The 16,890-nt window shown below is 73.8% G+C and carries 11 protein-coding genes; 7 read left to right on the top strand and 4 right to left on the bottom strand.

Translation table 11 applies throughout. The annotated features are described in order from the left end of the window. Positions 1-20: 20 nt before the first annotated feature. The gene (locus OG505_RS18915; protein WP_405426167.1) at positions 21-710 is read right to left on the bottom strand and encodes a potassium channel family protein; all 690 of its coding nucleotides are present in this window, start codon (positions 708-710) and stop codon (positions 21-23) included. Positions 711-713: 3 nt separating this feature from the next. Next, complete coding sequence (locus OG505_RS18910; RefSeq protein WP_405426165.1) at positions 714-1,379, bottom strand: potassium channel family protein; 666 nt, start codon at positions 1,377-1,379, stop codon at positions 714-716. A gap of 173 nt (positions 1,380-1,552) precedes the next feature. On the opposite strand from OG505_RS18910, the gene OG505_RS18905 reads away from it, so the two are divergent. From OG505_RS18905 to dxs, 3 genes are all read left to right on the top strand, one after another. Continuing rightward, a complete protein-coding gene (locus tag OG505_RS18905) occupies positions 1,553-3,622 on the top strand; it encodes an APC family permease (protein ID WP_405426163.1) in 2,070 nt (689 codons plus the stop codon). Continuing rightward, complete coding sequence (locus OG505_RS18900; protein WP_405426161.1) at positions 3,615-4,892, top strand: class I SAM-dependent RNA methyltransferase; 1,278 nt, start codon at positions 3,615-3,617, stop codon at positions 4,890-4,892. Before OG505_RS18905 ends, OG505_RS18900 begins: the two co-directional genes overlap by 8 nt. A gap of 81 nt (positions 4,893-4,973) precedes the next feature. Beyond that, the gene (gene dxs, locus OG505_RS18895) at positions 4,974-6,920 is read left to right on the top strand and encodes a 1-deoxy-D-xylulose-5-phosphate synthase (protein ID WP_405426159.1); all 1,947 of its coding nucleotides are present in this window, start codon (positions 4,974-4,976) and stop codon (positions 6,918-6,920) included. 213 nt (positions 6,921-7,133) lie between these two features. Here the strand turns inward: dxs and OG505_RS18890 are convergent, their stop codons facing one another. Beyond that, complete coding sequence (locus OG505_RS18890) at positions 7,134-8,333, bottom strand: hypothetical protein (RefSeq protein ID WP_405426158.1); 1,200 nt, start codon at positions 8,331-8,333, stop codon at positions 7,134-7,136. 437 nt (positions 8,334-8,770) lie between these two features. Between OG505_RS18890 and OG505_RS18885 the strand changes: the two genes are divergently transcribed. Next, positions 8,771-10,621, top strand: a complete 1,851-nt coding sequence (locus tag OG505_RS18885; protein ID WP_405434580.1) for a hypothetical protein — start codon at positions 8,771-8,773, stop codon at positions 10,619-10,621. Continuing rightward, positions 10,621-12,426 (top strand): hypothetical protein, encoded by a 1,806-nt coding sequence (locus OG505_RS18880; RefSeq protein WP_405426156.1) that lies wholly within the window; start codon positions 10,621-10,623, stop codon positions 12,424-12,426. Before OG505_RS18885 ends, OG505_RS18880 begins: the two co-directional genes overlap by 1 nt. Here the strand turns inward: OG505_RS18880 and OG505_RS18875 are convergent. Continuing rightward, complete coding sequence (locus OG505_RS18875) at positions 12,423-14,330, bottom strand: hypothetical protein (RefSeq protein ID WP_405434579.1); 1,908 nt, start codon at positions 14,328-14,330, stop codon at positions 12,423-12,425. The genes OG505_RS18880 and OG505_RS18875 overlap by 4 nt on opposite strands. 123 nt (positions 14,331-14,453) lie before the next feature. Between OG505_RS18875 and OG505_RS18870 the strand changes: the two genes are divergently transcribed. Together OG505_RS18870 and OG505_RS18865 are read left to right on the top strand one after the other, a co-directional pair. Next, positions 14,454-15,731, top strand: a complete 1,278-nt coding sequence (locus OG505_RS18870; protein ID WP_405426154.1) for a PQQ-binding-like beta-propeller repeat protein — start codon at positions 14,454-14,456, stop codon at positions 15,729-15,731. Next, positions 15,728-16,855 carry a PQQ-binding-like beta-propeller repeat protein gene (locus OG505_RS18865; protein WP_405426152.1) on the top strand — a complete coding sequence of 376 codons (1,128 nt, stop codon included), beginning with the start codon at positions 15,728-15,730 and terminating at the stop codon, positions 16,853-16,855. Before OG505_RS18870 ends, OG505_RS18865 begins: the two co-directional genes overlap by 4 nt. Positions 16,856-16,890: the final 35 nt, after the last annotated feature.

The raw sequence follows: 16,890 nt of genomic DNA, 5'->3' as shown, positions 1-16,890 counted from the left end.
CGCCACCCGCGCCCCGCGGCTCAGTGTGAGCCGCGGGTCCGCTCGACGCTGTCCGGGCCGAGGATGACCGCGCGGACGTCGTCCTCCACCTCGGCGGTGCAGACGAAGATCAGCTCGTCGCCGGCCTCGATGGGGTCGTCCGGGCTGGGCACCAGGACGCGCTTGCCGCGCAGGATCGCCACCAGGGCGGAGTCGCGAGGCAGCGGCACCGCGTGCAGGGGCTGACCGACGTAGGGAGCGGCCGGCGGGAGGGTGATCTCGACGAGGTTGGCCTCGCCCTGCCGGAAGGTCATCAACCGGACCAGGTCGCCGACCGTGACCGCCTCCTCGACCAGGGCGGCCATCACCCGCGGCTTGCTCACCGCGACGTCGACGCCCCACTGCTCGGTGAAGAGCCACTCGTTCTCCGCCCGGTTGACCCGAGCCACCACCCGAGGCACCGCGAACTCGGTCTTGGCCAGCAGCGACAGCACCAGGTTGGTCTTGTCGTCACCCGTCGCCGCGACCACCACGTCGCAGCCGGCGACGTTGGCCTCCTCCAGGCTGGCAACCTCGCACGCGTCGGCGAGCACCCACTCGGCGGCCGGAACCCGGTCCGGGCGGAGCATCTTCGGCTGCCGTTCGATCAGCATCACCTGGTGGCCGTTCTCGATCAGCTCCTGGGCGATCGAGCGGCCCACGTTGCCGGCGCCCGCGATGGCGATCCGCATGGCTCAGTGCCCCCCTTCCGGCGGGGTCGCCGCCACCGACGTGACCGTCGCCACGATGTCGTCGCTGACCAGCACGAACACCTGGTCGCCCTCCTGCACGACGGTGGACGCGGTGGGCAGCGTGCCGATGCCGAAGCGGATCAGGTAGGCCACCCGCGCGCCGGATGCCTCCTCCAGGACGCGCACCGGCCGACCGATCCACTCCTTGTGCACCGGGACCTCGACGATCGACACGGTGCTCGTCGGGTCGCGGAAGATCTCCACGTTGCCCTCGGGGACGAGGTGCCGCAGCATCCGGTCGGCCGTCCAGCGCACCGTCGCCACCGTGGGAATGCCCAGCCGCTCGTAGACCTGGGCCCGGCGCTGGTCGTAGATCCGGGCCGCGACCCGGGACACGCCGAACGTCTCACGGGCCAACCGCGCCGAGATGATGTTGGAGTTGTCGCCGCTGGAGACGGCCGCGAAGGCGTCCGCGCGCTCGATCCCGGCCTGGCGCAGCACCTCGCCGTCGAAACCCGCCCCGGTCACCGTGATTCCGGCGAAGTCGGGGCCGAGGCGGCGGAAGGCGTCGGCGTCCTGGTCGATCACGGCCACCGAGTGCCCCCGGGACTCCAGGCTGTGGGCGAGGGTCGACCCGACCCGGCCACATCCCATGATCACGACGTGCACGCTGTCCCTCCCAAGGTGCGTACCGCTGCCGCTGGCCCTCTCGCCGCCGGTGGCTCCGAATCCGAGCCTGCCACGTCCGGGTCGACAGCGGGACCGACCGTACCGCGTCCTGCCCGCCACCCCTGATCGCCCACCCCCGCGTTCTCACCGTGGTGGTCGTACCCTTGGCGTTCGTGGCCAGACCCACCTCGCTGCTGAAGCGACTGCTCCTCGGTCGACCGTTCCGGTCCGACCGACTGCAGCACACCCTCCTGCCGAAGCGCATCGCGCTGCCCGTGTTCGCCTCCGACGCGCTGTCCAGCGTCGCGTACGCGCCTGACGAGATCCTGCTGACCCTGTCCATCGCCGGGGCGTCGGCGTTCCTGTTCTCCCCCTGGATCGCCCTCGCGGTGGTCGTGGTGATGCTCACGGTGGTGGCCAGCTACCGGCAGAACGTGCACGCCTACCCCTCCGGCGGCGGCGACTACGAGGTGGCCACAGTCAACCTCGGACCGAAGTTCGGGGTCGGGGTGGCCAGCGCCCTGCTGGTCGACTACGTGCTCACGGTGGCCGTGTCGGTCTCCTCCGGCGTGGCGAACCTCGGCTCGGTGGTGCCGTTCGTGGCCACCCACAAGGTCATGATCGCGGTGCTCGCGGTGGTCCTGCTGACCGCCGTCAACCTGCGCGGGCTGCGCGAGTCGGGCACCGCGTTCGCCATCCCCACGTACGGCTTCGTGATCGTGATGGGCGGAATGCTGCTCACCGGGCTGTTCCGCGTCTTCGTGCTGGGTGACGAACTCCGTGCGCCCAGCGCCGGCCTGGTCATCCAGGCCGAGCACAGTGTGACCGGTTTCGCGCTGGTCTTCCTGCTGCTGCGGACGTTCAGCTCGGGCGCCGCCGCGCTCACCGGCGTGGAGGCGATCGCCAACGGCGTGCCCGCGTTCAAGGCGCCGAAGAGCCGCAACGCCGCCACCACGCTGCTGCTGCTGGGCGTGATCGCGGTGACCCTGCTCGTCGGGATCATCTGGCTGGCCCGGTTGACCCGCCTGCAGTTCGTCGAGGACCCGGCCCTGCAGATCGTCTCGGGCCCCGAGGGGTACGTGCAGAAGACGGTGACCACCCAGCTCGGCGAGACGGTCTTCGGCTCCGGCTCGTTCCTGCTCTACGTGGTGGCCGGGGTGACCGCGCTCATCCTCTTCCTGGCCGCGAACACCGCGTTCAACGGTTTCCCGGTGCTCGGCTCGATCCTCGCCCAGGACCGCTACCTGCCCCGCCAGTTCCACACCCGGGGCGACCGGCTGGCCTTCTCCAACGGCATCACCTCCCTCGCCCTCTTCGCGATCGTGCTGATCGTCGGGTTCCAGGCCGAGGTGACCCGCCTCATCCAGCTCTACATCGTCGGCGTCTTCGTCTCGTTCACCGTCTCCCAGGCCGGCATGATCCGACACTGGAACCGACGCCTGCGCACCGAGCGGGACCCGGAGGCGCGAAAGCGGATGCACCGCTCCCGGGCCATCAACACCTTCGGCATGGGGCTGACCGGCACGGTGCTGGTGATCGTCCTGATCACCAAGTTCCTGCTCGGCGCCTGGATCGCGATCGCGGCGATGGCGGTGATCTACGCGCTGATGCTGGCCATCCGCCGGCACTACGACCGGGTCGCCACCGAGCTGACCCCGCCGGACGAGGGCCGGGCCGTGCTGCCCGCCCGGAACCACGCGATCGTGCTGGTCAGCAAGCTGCACCAGCCGACGCTGCGAGCCATCGCGTACGCCCGGGCCACCCGGCCGGACACGCTGACCGCGGTGACCGTCAACGTGGACGAGAAGGACACCCGCGACCTGCAGGCCGACTGGGAGCGGCGGGAGATGGCGATCCCGCTCACCGTGGTCGACTCGCCGTACCGGGAGATCACCCGGCCGATCCTGGACTTCGTCGCCTCGACCCGTCGTACGTCACCGCGCGACGTCGTCACCGTCTTCATCCCCGAGTACGTGGTGGGGCGCTGGTGGGAGAACCTGCTGCACAACCAGAGCGCGCTGCGCCTCAAGGGTCGGCTGCTCTTCGAACCGGGGGTGATGGTGGTCAGCGTTCCGTGGCAGCTCGCCTCGACCGCCAGCAAGAACCTGGACCGGCTGGACGCCACGCTCTCCCGTACCCCCGCGCGCGGGCCGCGGGGCACCGTGCCACCCGTGGTCACCGCACCGCCGCCGGACGAGTCCGGCCCGGTGGACAGCGAAACGGTCGGGAACGGCCGTGACTGAGCGGACCGCGCCGTCCGTGGCGACCGAACGGGGCCTGGCGGAGGCGGAGCGGGTCGAGCTGACCGTCGACGCGGTCGCCCCCGGCGGGCACTGCGTGGCCCGGGTGGAGGGGCAGGTGGTGTTCGTCCGGCACGCGCTGCCCGGCGAGCGGGTGATCGCCGAGGTCACCGAGGTGCACCGGGGGTTCGTCCGGGCCGACGCCGTGACCGTGCTGGACCCGTCACCGGACCGGGTGGAGCCGCCCTGCCCGTACGCGAGGCCGGGCGCCTGCGGCGGCTGCGATCTGCAACACGTCGCCCCGGACGCGCAGCTGGCCTGGAAGACCGCCGTGGTGCGCGAGCAGTTGGTCCGCCTCGGCGGGCTCGCCGACGCCGAGCTGGACCGGCTGGGCGTCCAGGTCGAGGCGCTGCCGGGCGGGCCGCTGGGCTGGCGTTCGCGGGTCCGCTACGCGGTCGACGCCGCGGACCGCGCCGGCCTGCTCAAGCACCGCTCGCACGAGGTCGTGCCGATCGACCGCTGCCGGATCGCCCACCCGGCCATCCAGCAGCTACCGGTGCTCACCCCGACCGGCACGCGCTGGCCGGCGGCCGAGGCGGTGGAGACCGTCGCCAGCACCGGCGGGGACGTGAGCGTCGCCGAGGTCCGCGACGGGGTGGCCACGCCGGTGAGCGGGCCGACCGAGGTCCGCGAGGTGGCCGCCGGCCGGGACTGGGCGCTGCCCGCGTCCGCCTTCTGGCAGGTGCACCCGGCGGCGGCGGACACCCTGTCCACGGCCGTGCTGGAGCTGCTCGACCCGCGGCCGGGCGAGGTGGCCTGGGACCTCTACGGCGGCGCCGGGCTGTTCGCCGCCGGGCTGGCCGCCCGGGTCGGCGCGTCCGGTCGGGTGACCCTGGTGGAGGCCGCCGCGCAGGGCGTCGCCGCCGCCCGGGAAAACCTGGCCGACCTGCCCCGCGTGGAGGTGGTGGCGGCCCGGGTGGAGACCGCGCTGGCTCGTCGACGGATCACCGGCCCGGTCGACGTGGTGGTGCTCGACCCGCCGCGCTCGGGCGCCGGCGCCCCGGTGGTGCGCGCGCTGGCCGCCGCCGGTCCGCGGGCCGTCGCGTACGTGGCCTGCGACCCGGCCGCCTTCGCCCGGGACGTGCGCACCTTCGCCGAGCGGGGCTGGCGGCTGGCCGCGCTGCGCGCCTTCGACCTGTTTCCGATGACCCAGCACGTCGAGCTGGTGGGGCTCCTGCTGCCCGTCGACGCTCCCGTTGTGGATCGACCCTGACCAGGCGCTCAGCGGCCCGCCGCGGTGCGCGCGGCTCGGGCCAGGCTGCGGAGTGTCGGACGGCCGATAGACTCTCCGGTCATGAGTGTTGAAGAGGACACGGCCAACCACGGTCGGTTGCTGGGGACGGTACGCGGTCCGCAGGACGTCAAGCGGATGTCGGGCGAGGAGCTGGATGTGCTCGCCGCCGAGATCCGGGACTTTCTGATCGCCAAGGTCTCCCGCACCGGCGGGCACGTCGGGCCCAACCTCGGTGTGGTCGAGCTGACGCTGGCCATGCACCGCGTCTTCGACTCCCCTCGGGACCGGCTCCTGTTCGACACCGGCCACCAGGCGTACGTGCACAAGATCCTCACCGGGCGCCAGGCCGGCTTCGACAAGCTCCGTCAGCGCGGTGGCCTCTCCGGCTACCCCAGCCAGGCGGAGAGCGAGCACGACCTCATCGAGAACTCGCACGCCTCCACCGCGCTCTCCTACGCCGACGGCCTGGCCAAGGCGTACGCCCTGCGGGGCGAGGCGCGCAGCGTCGTGGCCGTGGTCGGTGACGGCGCGCTGACCGGCGGCATGTGCTGGGAGGCGCTGAACAACATCGCCACCGCCGGCAACTCCCTCGTCATCGTGGTCAACGACAACGGGCGGTCCTACTCGCCGACCATCGGCGGCCTCGCCGACCACCTCTCCTCGCTGCGGCTCAACCCCGGCTACGAGAAGGTCCTCGACACGGTCAAGGACGCCCTGGGCTCCACGCCGCTGGTCGGCAAGCCGATGTACGAGGTGCTGCACGCGGTCAAGAAGGGCATCAAGGACGCGGTCGCCCCGCAGGCCATGTTCGAGGACCTCGGCATCAAGTACGTCGGCCCGGTGGACGGGCACGACGTGGCGGCCGTCGAGTCGGCGCTGCGCGCGGCGAAGAACTTCGGCGGGCCGGTGATCGTGCACGCGGTCACCCGCAAGGGCTACGGCTACCGCCCCGCCGAGGAGGACGAGGCGGACTGCCTGCACGGCCCCGGCGGCGCCTTCGACGTGGAGACCGGCGCCCTGCTGGCCGCCCCGGCGGTGAAGTGGACCCACGTCTTCGCCGACGAGTTGCTGGCCATCGCCGACGAGCGCCCGGACGTGGTGGGCATCACCGCCGCCATGGCCGAGCCGACCGGCATCGCCAAGCTGGCCCGCAAGTACCCCGAGCGGGTGTACGACGTGGGCATCGCCGAGCAGCACGCCGCCACCTCGGCGGCCGGTCTGGCGCTGGGCGGGCTGCACCCGGTGGTCGCGGTCTACGCCACCTTCCTCAACCGCGCCTTCGACCAGGTCCTGCTGGACGTGGCGATGCACAAGCTGCCGGTGACCTTCGTGCTGGACCGGGCGGGCATCACCGGCCCGGACGGCCCCAGCCACTACGGCATCTGGGACATGTCGGTCTTCGGTGTGGTGCCGGGTCTGCGGATCGCGGCTCCCCGGGACGCCGCCACACTGCGCGAGGAGCTGCGCGAGGCGCTGGCCGTCGACGATGGCCCGACCGTCGTGCGGTTCCCCACCGGCACGGTCGCCGCGGACCTGCCGGCCGTGCGTCGGGTCGGCCCGGTCGACGTGCTGGCCGAGTCGGCGCGTACCGACGTGCTGCTCGTCGCCGTCGGCTCCTTCGGGCAGCTGGGCATGGAGGTCGCGGCCCGGGTCGCCGAGCACGGCTACGGGGTCACCGTCGTCGACCCCCGGTGGGTCCGCCCGGTGCCGGCCGAGCTGGTCGAGCTGGCCGCCCGGCACCGGCTCGTGGTCAGCGTCGAGGACGGCGTCCGCGTCGGCGGTGTCGGCGACGCCCTCGGCCAGGCCATGCGCGACGCCGACGTCCGGGTGCCGCTCAAGGACCTGGGCGTACCGGCCGACTGGCACCCGCACGGCACTCGCGCGCAGATCCTCGCCGACCTCGGCCTGACCGCCCAGGACGTCGCCCGGAACGTCACCGGCTGGGTCTCCGGCCTGGACGCCACCCCGGACCGGCTGACCCCCAGCAAGACCGCAGTCCAGAACTAGTCCCTGAAACGTCACGAAGGCGGGCGCGTCCCTCTCCGGGACGCGCCCGCCGTCCCTGCGCGCTACTTCGACTCCTCCGCGCGGTCTCCCGCCCCTCTCCGCGCCGATCTTGCACTTTCGGTTGTCGTAACGCACCTTTTCGCGCCTTATGTCACAGCAGAAAGTGCAAGATCGCCGGGGCCGGGGCCGGGGCCGGGGCCGGGGCCGGGGCTGTTAGCGGGGGCGGGGGCTTACTGAGCGGTAGTGGGTCTTGTCGGTGTTGGCCAGGCTGTAGGTCTGGGTGCGTTCCGGCTCGGGGACGACCACCAGGCCGGGGCGCTCCACCAGCAGCGGGGTGCCGGGCGGCACCGAGAGGGAGCTGTCCCGGGTGGCCCGCCAGCTGAGCACCACCAGCGGCTGGCCGGGCACCGGCAGCTGGTACGTCTGCAACGGCGTGGCCCGGTCGGCCGGCGAGACCACCGGCGCGCTCCCGTCCGCCGGCCGGTAGACGACCGCGGTCATCGTGCCGGCGTCGGTAGCCCAGCTGAGCTGCTGCAACTCGGCCGGCTCGCCGCCGCCCAGAGCCACCTCACCGAGTGAACGGACCGAGAGCTTCGCCATCGGCCAGGACGTCGGCACCGACTTCGGCGCGTCCCGGTCGCCGATCCGGCGCGGGATGCTGCCGAACGGACCCCGCTCACCGGCCAGCACGCAGGTGTCCAGGCCGGTGAGCGCCCGCCGGCCCGCGCCGGACTCGTCACGGACCAGCGGATAGCGCGGGTCGGTCGTGCCGGTGCCCAGGTCGAGCAGCCGGTCGGCGGCCCGCCCACGGGGCAGCGACTCGGTGGCCCGCAGCGTCGCCGTCACGCCGACCGCGGTGCAGGCCGGCACGTCGACCGGGGCGCTGAGGCCGTCGGCGACGGTCAGCGCCCGGCCCTGCGGCCCGAGCAACTGCTGCACCCGGGCGGAGACCAGATAGCGCCGACCACCGGCCGTCTGCACCGGCAGCACGTCGGAGTAGACCAGGTAGCCGGGGTCGGTGTACTCGGTGGCGCGGGCGATCGCGTACCGGCCGCCGTCGCCGGCGAGTTGCAGCAGCCAGGACGCGCTCTCGCCGGGCACGTCGGCCGCGACCAGGGCCACCGGCGCCCCGTCGACCCGACCCGAGAAGAGGATGCCGGACGAGGGCAGGTGCGCCCGGTCGTCGGCCGGCGAGCGCCAGTCGCGGACGGCCCTGGTGACCGCCGCCGTCGCCGCCGCATCACCGGCCAGGTCGCCCCGAGGCGGCCACACCGCCAGCGTGCCGTCGAGGCTGTCGTACCCCACCCGCAGGTCGCGGGGCGTGCGCTCCGCGACGGGACCGCACGCGGTCGCGGTCAACAGCGCGGTCAGCAGGACGCTGAGCGCCCTGCCGTGCCGGCGGCCCGGAGTCACCTGATCCGCCCCCGATCGCCTCGCCGTCGTTGTGGGAAAGCGCCATAGTACGAGATGTCCGACGCGACCCCGTCGCTGGCCGGTCCTGCACCCACCACAATGGACGTCACCGGGGCTTTAGTGCCTTTTCGCCGCTCGGGTAGACTCCGCCGACTGTGACGCCTGCCGAGTCCCGCGCCCTGTCCGCGCCGCACCGGGAGGCGGCCGGCCCCGACGAGACAGTGAGCCACCACACTCCCACCGCTTCCCGGGCCAGGGCCGTCGGCGCTTCCGGCGGCTCCGCTGCTCCGGCCTCCCACGCCGGCGCCCGCGTGCGCACCGTTGGGCGCGAGCCCGAGCCCGCCACGACGGCGGTCGCCGCCGCGCCGGTCGAGGCCCCACCGGCGCCGCCGGTCGAGGCCCCACCGGCGCCGCCGGCCGAGACCCCGCCAGCGCCGCTGGTCAGAGCCACCCCGGCTGGTGTACCCGTCGAAGTCGCCCCGGCCGGCGTACCTGCCCAGGGCGACGGCGACGAGGGGGCCGCCGGGCCGCGCCGACGTCGGTGGGCCCGCTGGACCCGCCGACGGCAGCACCTGGCGGTCGGCGGGCTTTTCCTGCTCGCCGCGCTCTGGGTGACCAGCCGGATCTGGCTGGACCCGGCCGGCCGGGTGGCGTCGCTCTACACCGGAGACCCGGCCCAGGTGCAGTTCTTCCTCGCCCATTCGGTGCGGGTGGTGCTGCACGGCGAATACCCGTTCTACACCGAGCAGTTCAACTATCCCGACGGCGTCAACCTGATGGCCAACACGGCGGTGCTGGCGCTGGGCATCCCGATGGTGCCGGTGACCCTGCTGTTCGGGCCGGCGGTGTCCTTCGTGGTGCTGGTGACGCTCGGCCTCGCCGGCACCGCGATGGCCTGGTACCTCATGCTCCGCCGCCACGTCGTGCGTACGCCGCTCGCCGCCGCGGCGGGCGGCTGGTTCTGCGGGTTCTCCCCGGCGATGCTCTCGCACGCCAGTTGGCACCCGAACATCATCAGCCAGTTCCTGCTGCCGTTCATCGTCTGGCGGGTGCTGGTGCTCACCCGCTCGCGCCGGCCGGTCCTCGACGGCGCCCTGCTGGCCCTGCTCGTCACCGCGCAGGCGTTCATCAACGAGGAGATCCTGCTCTTCACGGCGCTGGCCTGCGGGATCTTCCTGCTCGCGGTGGTGGCGCAGGAACCGGCCCGCTGGCGGGCGGCGTGGCGACCGCTGGCCGCCGGCCTGGCCGCGTGCGCGTTGCTGGCCGGGGCGCTGCTGGCGTACCCGCTGTACGTGCAGTTCGTCGGGCCGATGGCGTACCACGGGCTCAGCGACGCCGTGCAGGACTACGGCAACGACATCGCCGCCTTCTTCGCCCCCGGCTCGGCCACCCTCGGCGGCAACCAGCGGGCCAACGTCAACCTGGCCCCGAACTACTCCGAGGAGAACGCCTTCTTCGGCTGGAGCCTGTCGCTGCTCGCCGTCGCCGTCGTGGTGTGGCTGCGTCGGGAGATGGTCGTGCGGGCGCTCGCCGCGACCGGTGGCTTCTTCGCCCTGCTCTCCCTCGGCGAGCGGATCTCCTGGTGGGACCGGGAGCTGATCACCGGGCCGTGGGAGCTGCTGGTGCACCTGCCCCTGCTGGACGCGGTCGTGCCGACCCGGTTCGGCCTGATCACCACGGTGGTCATCGGTCTGCTGCTCGCGCTCGCCGTCGAGCGGGCCTGGGCGCTGCGCCCGGCCGACCGGCGTACCGTCCGGACGCTCACCGCCGCCGGCCTGGCGTTCGCGCTGCTGCCGATCGCCCCGATGCCGCTGCGGATGGTTTCCCGGCCGCCGGTGCCGGAGTTCATCACCGCCGACCGCTGGCGGGCGTACGTCGGCCCGGACCAGACGCTCGTGCCGATCCCGGTGCCCAGCATGGGCAACACGCACGGCATGCGCTGGGCGGCGGCCACCAACCTCGACTTCAAGATCCCGGGTGGCTACTTCCTCGCCCCCCGCAACGGCAACACCGGCGACCCCGGTCGGTTCGGCGGCCGGCCCAGCGGGGTGGGCCAGCTGCTGGAGGAGGTGGCGACCACCGGCCGGACCCCCAAGCTGGACGACCGGCAGCGTCGGCGCTGCACCGACGAGCTGCGGCACTGGCACGCGGCGATCCTGGTGCTGCCGGTCCGTCAGCAGCACGTCGAACCGCTGCGGCGTACCGTCGAGGAGCTGGTCGGCCCCGGCCGGCAGGAGCTGGACGTCTGGGTGTGGGACGTTCGGACGCTGACCGACCGCTCGGTCTGATGTCCACGGGAACGTCGTCGCCGACGGCGACGACGGCAGCGACGGTCGGGCCGCCGACCGCGCGCCCACCCCGGCCGGCGTGGCTGACGGACGCGTTGGTCATCGCCGGCTACCTGGGGCTGGCGGTGCTGCTGACCAGCGCACAGTGGGGCCGCCCCGGCCGGCTGTTCCACCAGGCCGGTGACCAGGTGCTCTTCGAGTGGATGCTGGCCCACGCGGCGCACGCCGTCGTCGCGGGGGAGAACCCGCTCTACAGCACCGCCCTGAACGCGCCGGACGGCGTCAACCTGATGGCGAACACCTCGGTGCTCGGCCTCGGTGTCCCGCTGGCCCCGGTCACGCTGCTGTTCGGCTCGCAGGTGGCGTTCTGCGTGGCGGTGGTCTGCTGCCTCGCCGGCACCGCCACGGCCTGGTACGCGCTGCTGCGGCGTCGACTGGTCACCGCCCGCTGTGCGGCGGCGCTCGGCGGGCTGGTCTGTGGCTTCGCCCCCGGCATTGTCGCCCAGGCCGGAGCTCATCTGCACGTGGCCGCCCAGTTCCTGCTACCGGCGATCCTCGCCCTGGTGTTCCGTCCCGGGTCGAGCCCGCGCGGGGTGTGGCGGCCCGGTGTCGGCCTCGGGCTGCTGCTCGTGTGGCAGGTGTTCATCGGCGAGGAGGTGCTCGTCTTCCTGGCGCTCGCCGCCGGGGTGTTCGCGCTGGGCTACGCCCTCGCCGACCGGGCTGCGGCCCGCCGCCTCGCGCCGTCCCTGCTCGGCCGGCTCGCGGTGGCGGGCGTGGTGGCGGTGACGCTGCTGGCGTACCCCCTGTGGTTCCAGTTCCACGGGCCGCAGCACTACACCGGAATGGCCTTCGCCGCGCACGGCTTCCAGCTCGACGCCGCGTCGTTCACCGCGTCGGCCCGGCAGACCGTGCTCGGTGACGACTGGCTGCCGGGGCTGCTCGCACCGAACCCGACCGAGGAGAACTCGTTCTTCGGCCCCGGGCTGCTGGTGCTCGCCGTGGTCATCGTGATCTGGCTGTGGCGACGGCCGCTGGTCCGGGCGCTGGCCGGCTGCGGTGTCGTCTTCGCCCTGCTGTCGCTCGGCACCGAGCTGCGGGTGGACGGCACCGCCACCGGCGTCGCGGGCCCGTACCGGCTGGTCGCCGGGCTGCCGCTGCTCGACCTCGCGGTGCCGGCCCGGTTCGCGCTGGTCTGCGTGCCGGTGCTGGGTGTCCTGGTGGCGCTCTTCGTGGACCGGGTGCGGGCGGCTCGCCGGTCACCGGCCGTGCCGGGACTGCCGGTACGACTGCTGGGGGCGGGCGCGGTGGCCGCCGCGCTGCTGCCGCTGACGCCGACGCCGATCCGGGCGGTGCCGGTCGCGCCGCTGCCGGGGTTCGTCGCCGACGGCGGGTGGCGGGCGCTGGTGCCTCCGGGCCGGACCGTGGTGGCGGTGCCCCCGGTGACCGGCGCCGCGCTGAGCCCGGTGATGCTCTGGTCCGCCCGCACCGGCCTGGCGTTCCGCGCCCCGGGCGGGTATTTCATCGGGCCGAGCGGTCCGGACGACCCGGCGGCCCGCTGGGGCGCCCCGGACCGAACGACCGCCGTGCTGCTGCGCCGGGTCGCCGAGACCGGCACGGTGCCGGTGCTCACCGAGGCCGACCGTCGTCGGGCCGTCGACGACCTGCGGCACTGGCGGGCGGGCGTGGTGGTGCTCGGCCGGTTGACGCACGGCGAACCGGTCCGTCGGACCGTCGAGGAACTGCTCGGCCCCGGCCGTCCGGTCGACGGCGGGTGGGTGTGGGACGTCCGGACGTTGGTCGGCTAGCGCTGATCCACCAGCGTGCGGACGTTCCAGACCCAGACGTCGTCGACGCGCTGCGGCGGCCCGATCAGTGCGGTGACCAGTTCGCGCAGCACCGCCTCGCGCGGGTGTGCGCCGAGCACCACCACCGACGCCCGCCAGAACCGGAGGTCCTCGACGGCCTGACGGCGGTTCTCGTCGGTGAGGACGGGGACCGCGCCGGCGTCCATCGTGGCGTAGATGAGGCTGCTGGTGGGCCGGTTCGGTGCGCCGAAGACGCCCTCGCCCAGCTCGTTGGGGCCGATGAAGTAGCCGCCCGGGACGGGGAACTCCTGCCCGGTCAGGGCACTCCAACGCAGCGTGGGCAGGCCGTGCACGTTGCTCGGGATCGGCACCGGCACGAGGGTCCGGCCCTGCGGCACGTACGGCCGCCAGCCGCCGGCGGTGATGAAGTGCGGCGGCGGGTCGATCTGCTGGGCCGGCAGCGGCCGGGGGACAAGCGGCAGCAGGGCGAGGGTGACCGCCGCGTACCCCAGCGGGCGCAGCCACCGGCGTCGCGGCGCGACCGGCGCGGTGGCGCCCTGATCGTCGGACGTCGCCGCCTCTGCGGCGGTCGCCGGCTCTCCGGCGCGCGGGGCCGGCACGCGGGCCGGCGCGGCCACCGGACGGCCCTGCCGGGCCGCGGCGTCCCAGGTCAGCGCCAGCAGTACGCCCACCGCGGCGGCGACCACCAGGGTCAACCGGGTCGGCATCATCATCTCGACCAGCGGCAGGTCGTCCGGTACGTACGACCAGGGGCCGCGCACCCCGGTCTCCACTCCGTCGAAGCGCACCCGCGGCCCGATCGCGGCCACCGTGAAGACCACGATCAGCACCGCGACGATCCGGGCGGCCAGCGAACGGCGCACCAGCAGCACAAGGGCCACCACCGACAGCAGCACCAACGGCCAGCCGAACCAGGTGTTCTGCTCGGTCATGCCGATCGTCTGCTCGACCGCCGGGTCGCCCGCCCAGGTGTCGCGGGCGAAGGTCACGAAGGCGACCAGGTCCTCGCCCCAGTTGTGGAACACGCCACCCTGCAACCCGCGGTAGGACTGCGGGCCGTTGAACTGGAACCAGATCGGGTACGCCGCCAGCAGCAGGGCCAGCCCGCCGGCGACGCCCAGCCCGGCCAGGAACGTCCCGGCCGCGGCGCGCGCCGCCCGTGGCCGCTGCACCGCGTACGCCAGCACGACGACCAGGCAGGCGAGCGCGGTGAGCAGCAGCATCTCCTCGTTGATGAAGATCTGGTAGACCACCAGCACCCCGAGCACCAACCCGTTGCGCCGCCACCGGCCCGGCTCGCCCATCCGCAGCACCCGCACCACGATCAACGGCAGCAGGAAGTTGGACACGAAGTTGGGCTGGCCGTTGGCGTGGTGGATGATGCCCGGCGCGAAGCCGAGGAACGCCCCGCCGACGAAGGCCGCCGCCCGGGAGCGCACCAGGTGCCGCGAGAGCATCCAGTAGGCGGTGCCGGCGGTGGCCGCCAGAGCGCCACCCAGATAGAGCGCGTACGTGACCTGGGGGCCGAACAGCATCGTCAGGGGCGACAGCGGCAGGGTCACCCCGAGCAGCGAGGTGTTGGCCATCATGTTCACCCCGTCCGGGGCGTTCTGCCGGGCCGTGAACAGCGGGTTCTCCAGGTGCCGCACCGAGTACGCGCCGTGCGCGAACAGCCACTCGAACCAGCTGTGGTCGGTGGGCAGGTGCGAGGACACCCGACCGGTCACGTCCCCCCAGTAGTGGAGGCAGACGAAGACGCCCAGCACCACATAGGCTCCGAGGGCCAACAGGTCGGCTCGGGCCGGACGGCGGCGAGGGCGCCGTGTCGGCTCGACCTCGGCCGGCTCAGCGTCGGTCACGGGATTCAGCGAGGGGTCTACCACCGGCACAGCCACGACGCGCCATCGTACAGGCGAGGATGCGTCGCTTCTGCCGGGCCGGTACGCCCCCGGCCGGTTTGCCGGGGCCGCCCCCGGCCGACCTCGCCGGCGATGGAGGGACGGTCTTTGTCGATCATCGAGCTGGGCGAGGTCCGGGACGAGCCCGAGTCGCGGCCGAGCGTCCGCCGACCGCGCGCCGCCGGCCGCCGGCTGCGCAGCATGGCGGTGCTGCTGCTGGCCCTCGTCACGCTGGCCGGCGCGACCCCGGTGCGGCAACGGATCGTGACGTCGGTGCCGGCCTCGCCGGGCGCCTCGGTGTACCTCACCGAGGACGCCGTCGTCGTGGTCGACACGTCGACTCCCATCGGCGACCGGTACCTGACCGCGTACCGCCGTCCCGGGCCGACGGGCGGGGACAGCGTGCGGCGCCGGTGGCGCGCGCCGCTGGAACGCAGCGGTGACTTCATGGCGGTCTGGGCCGACCGCGGGATGCTGCTGACGGTGGGTGCCAGCACCGCGAACGGGGTGCTGGAGACCACCGCCTTCGACGCCGGGACGGGCCGGCGGCGCTGGCGCCAGCCGGGAATCGCCCAGCGAACGGCCGACGGGGGCATGCTCCTCGCGAACGACCTGGGCGACGGGCCGGGCACGGTGAGCCGGGTGGTGCCCGACACCGGCCGGGTGCTCTGGTCGGTGCCCATCCCGTCCGGCAGCCCCGACTACCACGGACCGGCGGGCCAGATCGACCAGATCGTGTTCGTCCAGCCGACTGGTGAGCTGCAGGTGTACGACGCCGGCAGCGGCGACCTGCTGCGCAGCGTCGACACGTTGCCCGGTGCCCGGTCAGCGTTCCAGCGGGTGCAGGTCGTGGATGACCTCGTGCTGCTCGTTCCGCCCGGCAGCACCGGGCTGGTCGCCTTCCGGCTGCCCGGACTGGACCCGGTGTGGACGTCCTCGCTGCCGCTGGTGGCATGGGCGGTGCCGTGCGCAGGTCTGCTCTGCACGGTCCAGCAGACCGGCACCATCCAGACCATCGACCCCGCCACCGGCGCCGTTCGCTGGTCGGACCCGGGGCCGGACACGTTGGTCGACGTCCGGCGGGACATGTTGCTGGTGACCACGCCCGAGCAACGGTACGCGGTGCGGGACGCGCAGACCGGGCGGGAACGCGCTGAGCTGGGCCGGTGGCAGCTGGTGGACCAGCTACGCCGCGATGATCCGCTGATCGGCGTACGGTCGACGCCCGACGGCCGGCTCGTCGTCGCCGAGCTGGACCTCACCGCCGGTCGGGCGCGGATCCTGGACGTGTTGCCGGGCGTGGTCGGCGGGTGCCAGGCGGCGCTGCCCGTCCTGCTCTGCCGCCGCGTCGACGGCTCGACCGCGCTGTGGCGGTTGTCCCGGTGACCGGCCCAGTGATCGACCTCGGGGAGCTGCGGCACGGGCCGGACCTCGACAGCGTCCGGCTGCCCCGCCCGCCGCTGGCCCGGCAACGGCCCCTGCGCTGCGCGCTGGTCCTGCTGCTGGTGCTCGCCGGCCTCTCCGGTTCGGGGCCGTTCAACCGGCGTGAGGTGGTGACGCTGCCGGCAGAGCTCGGCACCGAGGCGTTGGTCTCGGACGACCTCTTCGTCCTCGTCGAGCCGTTCGGCCGGACAGGGCAGCGGCGGCTCACCGCCACCCGGCTGCCCGGCGGCGAGCCGGCCTGGCAGGTGCCGTTGCCGACCGAGGGCCGGTACTGGGGAGTCGCGCAGCAGGGCGAGACACTGCTGGTCACCGGCCACGAGGTCGGCCCGGACAGCCAGGGGACGCTCACGATGGCGCTGGGCATGTTCGTCCTCCGCGACGGCGAGCACGGGGTGGACCGCCTGCTCGTCGTCCGCCTGGGCGGGTCGACCGAGGTCCGCGACCCGACCACCGGCGCGGTGCTGGCCCGCGCCGACCTCGGCGCTGGCGGGGGTACGTCCGGCGTGTCGGTGCAACTGGCGGACGACCTGCTGCTCACCATCGGCGGTCCGTCGGCCACAACCACCGCGTACGGGCTCGACGACCTGCGCCAACGGTGGCGCGTGCCGGCCGGCGAGGCGCTGTACGCGTCGGACTGCGGCGTCGTCGTCTGCCTGCAGACCCGCTCCGGCGGGCTGCGGGCGCTCGACGCCGCCACCGGCCGGGACCTCTGGGGGAGCGAGCGCTGGGGGCGGGTCTGGCCCTACGCCGGTCGGCTGGTGGCCACGACGGTGAGCAGCGCCGGGCCGGGTGCGGAGGAGATCGTCGTGCTCGACCCACCGACCGGCCGGGTGGTGGCCGAGCTGGGTCGGTGGGAGCTGGCCCGGTTCGCCCTCGGCGACCCGCTGATCGGCGTACGCCGCCATCCCGACGGGGGTCTGCTCGTCGCCGAGCTGGACGTCACCGGTGGCCGGGCACGGACGCTGGACGTGTTGCGGGACGCGACCGGGGACTGTCAGGCCCGCACCGGGCGGCTGGTCTGCCGGCGCCATGACAGCGCGTACGGGCTGTGGCGGTTGCCCCGCTGACCACCGGTGGGTCGGTCCGGGCGGCGAGGGAGGAT

This window comes from Micromonospora sp. NBC_00617 (assembly GCF_045161355.1).
Taxonomy (GTDB): Bacteria; Actinomycetota; Actinomycetes; order Mycobacteriales; family Micromonosporaceae; genus Micromonospora.
This window is presented reverse-complemented; position numbering and strand designations above follow the sequence as displayed.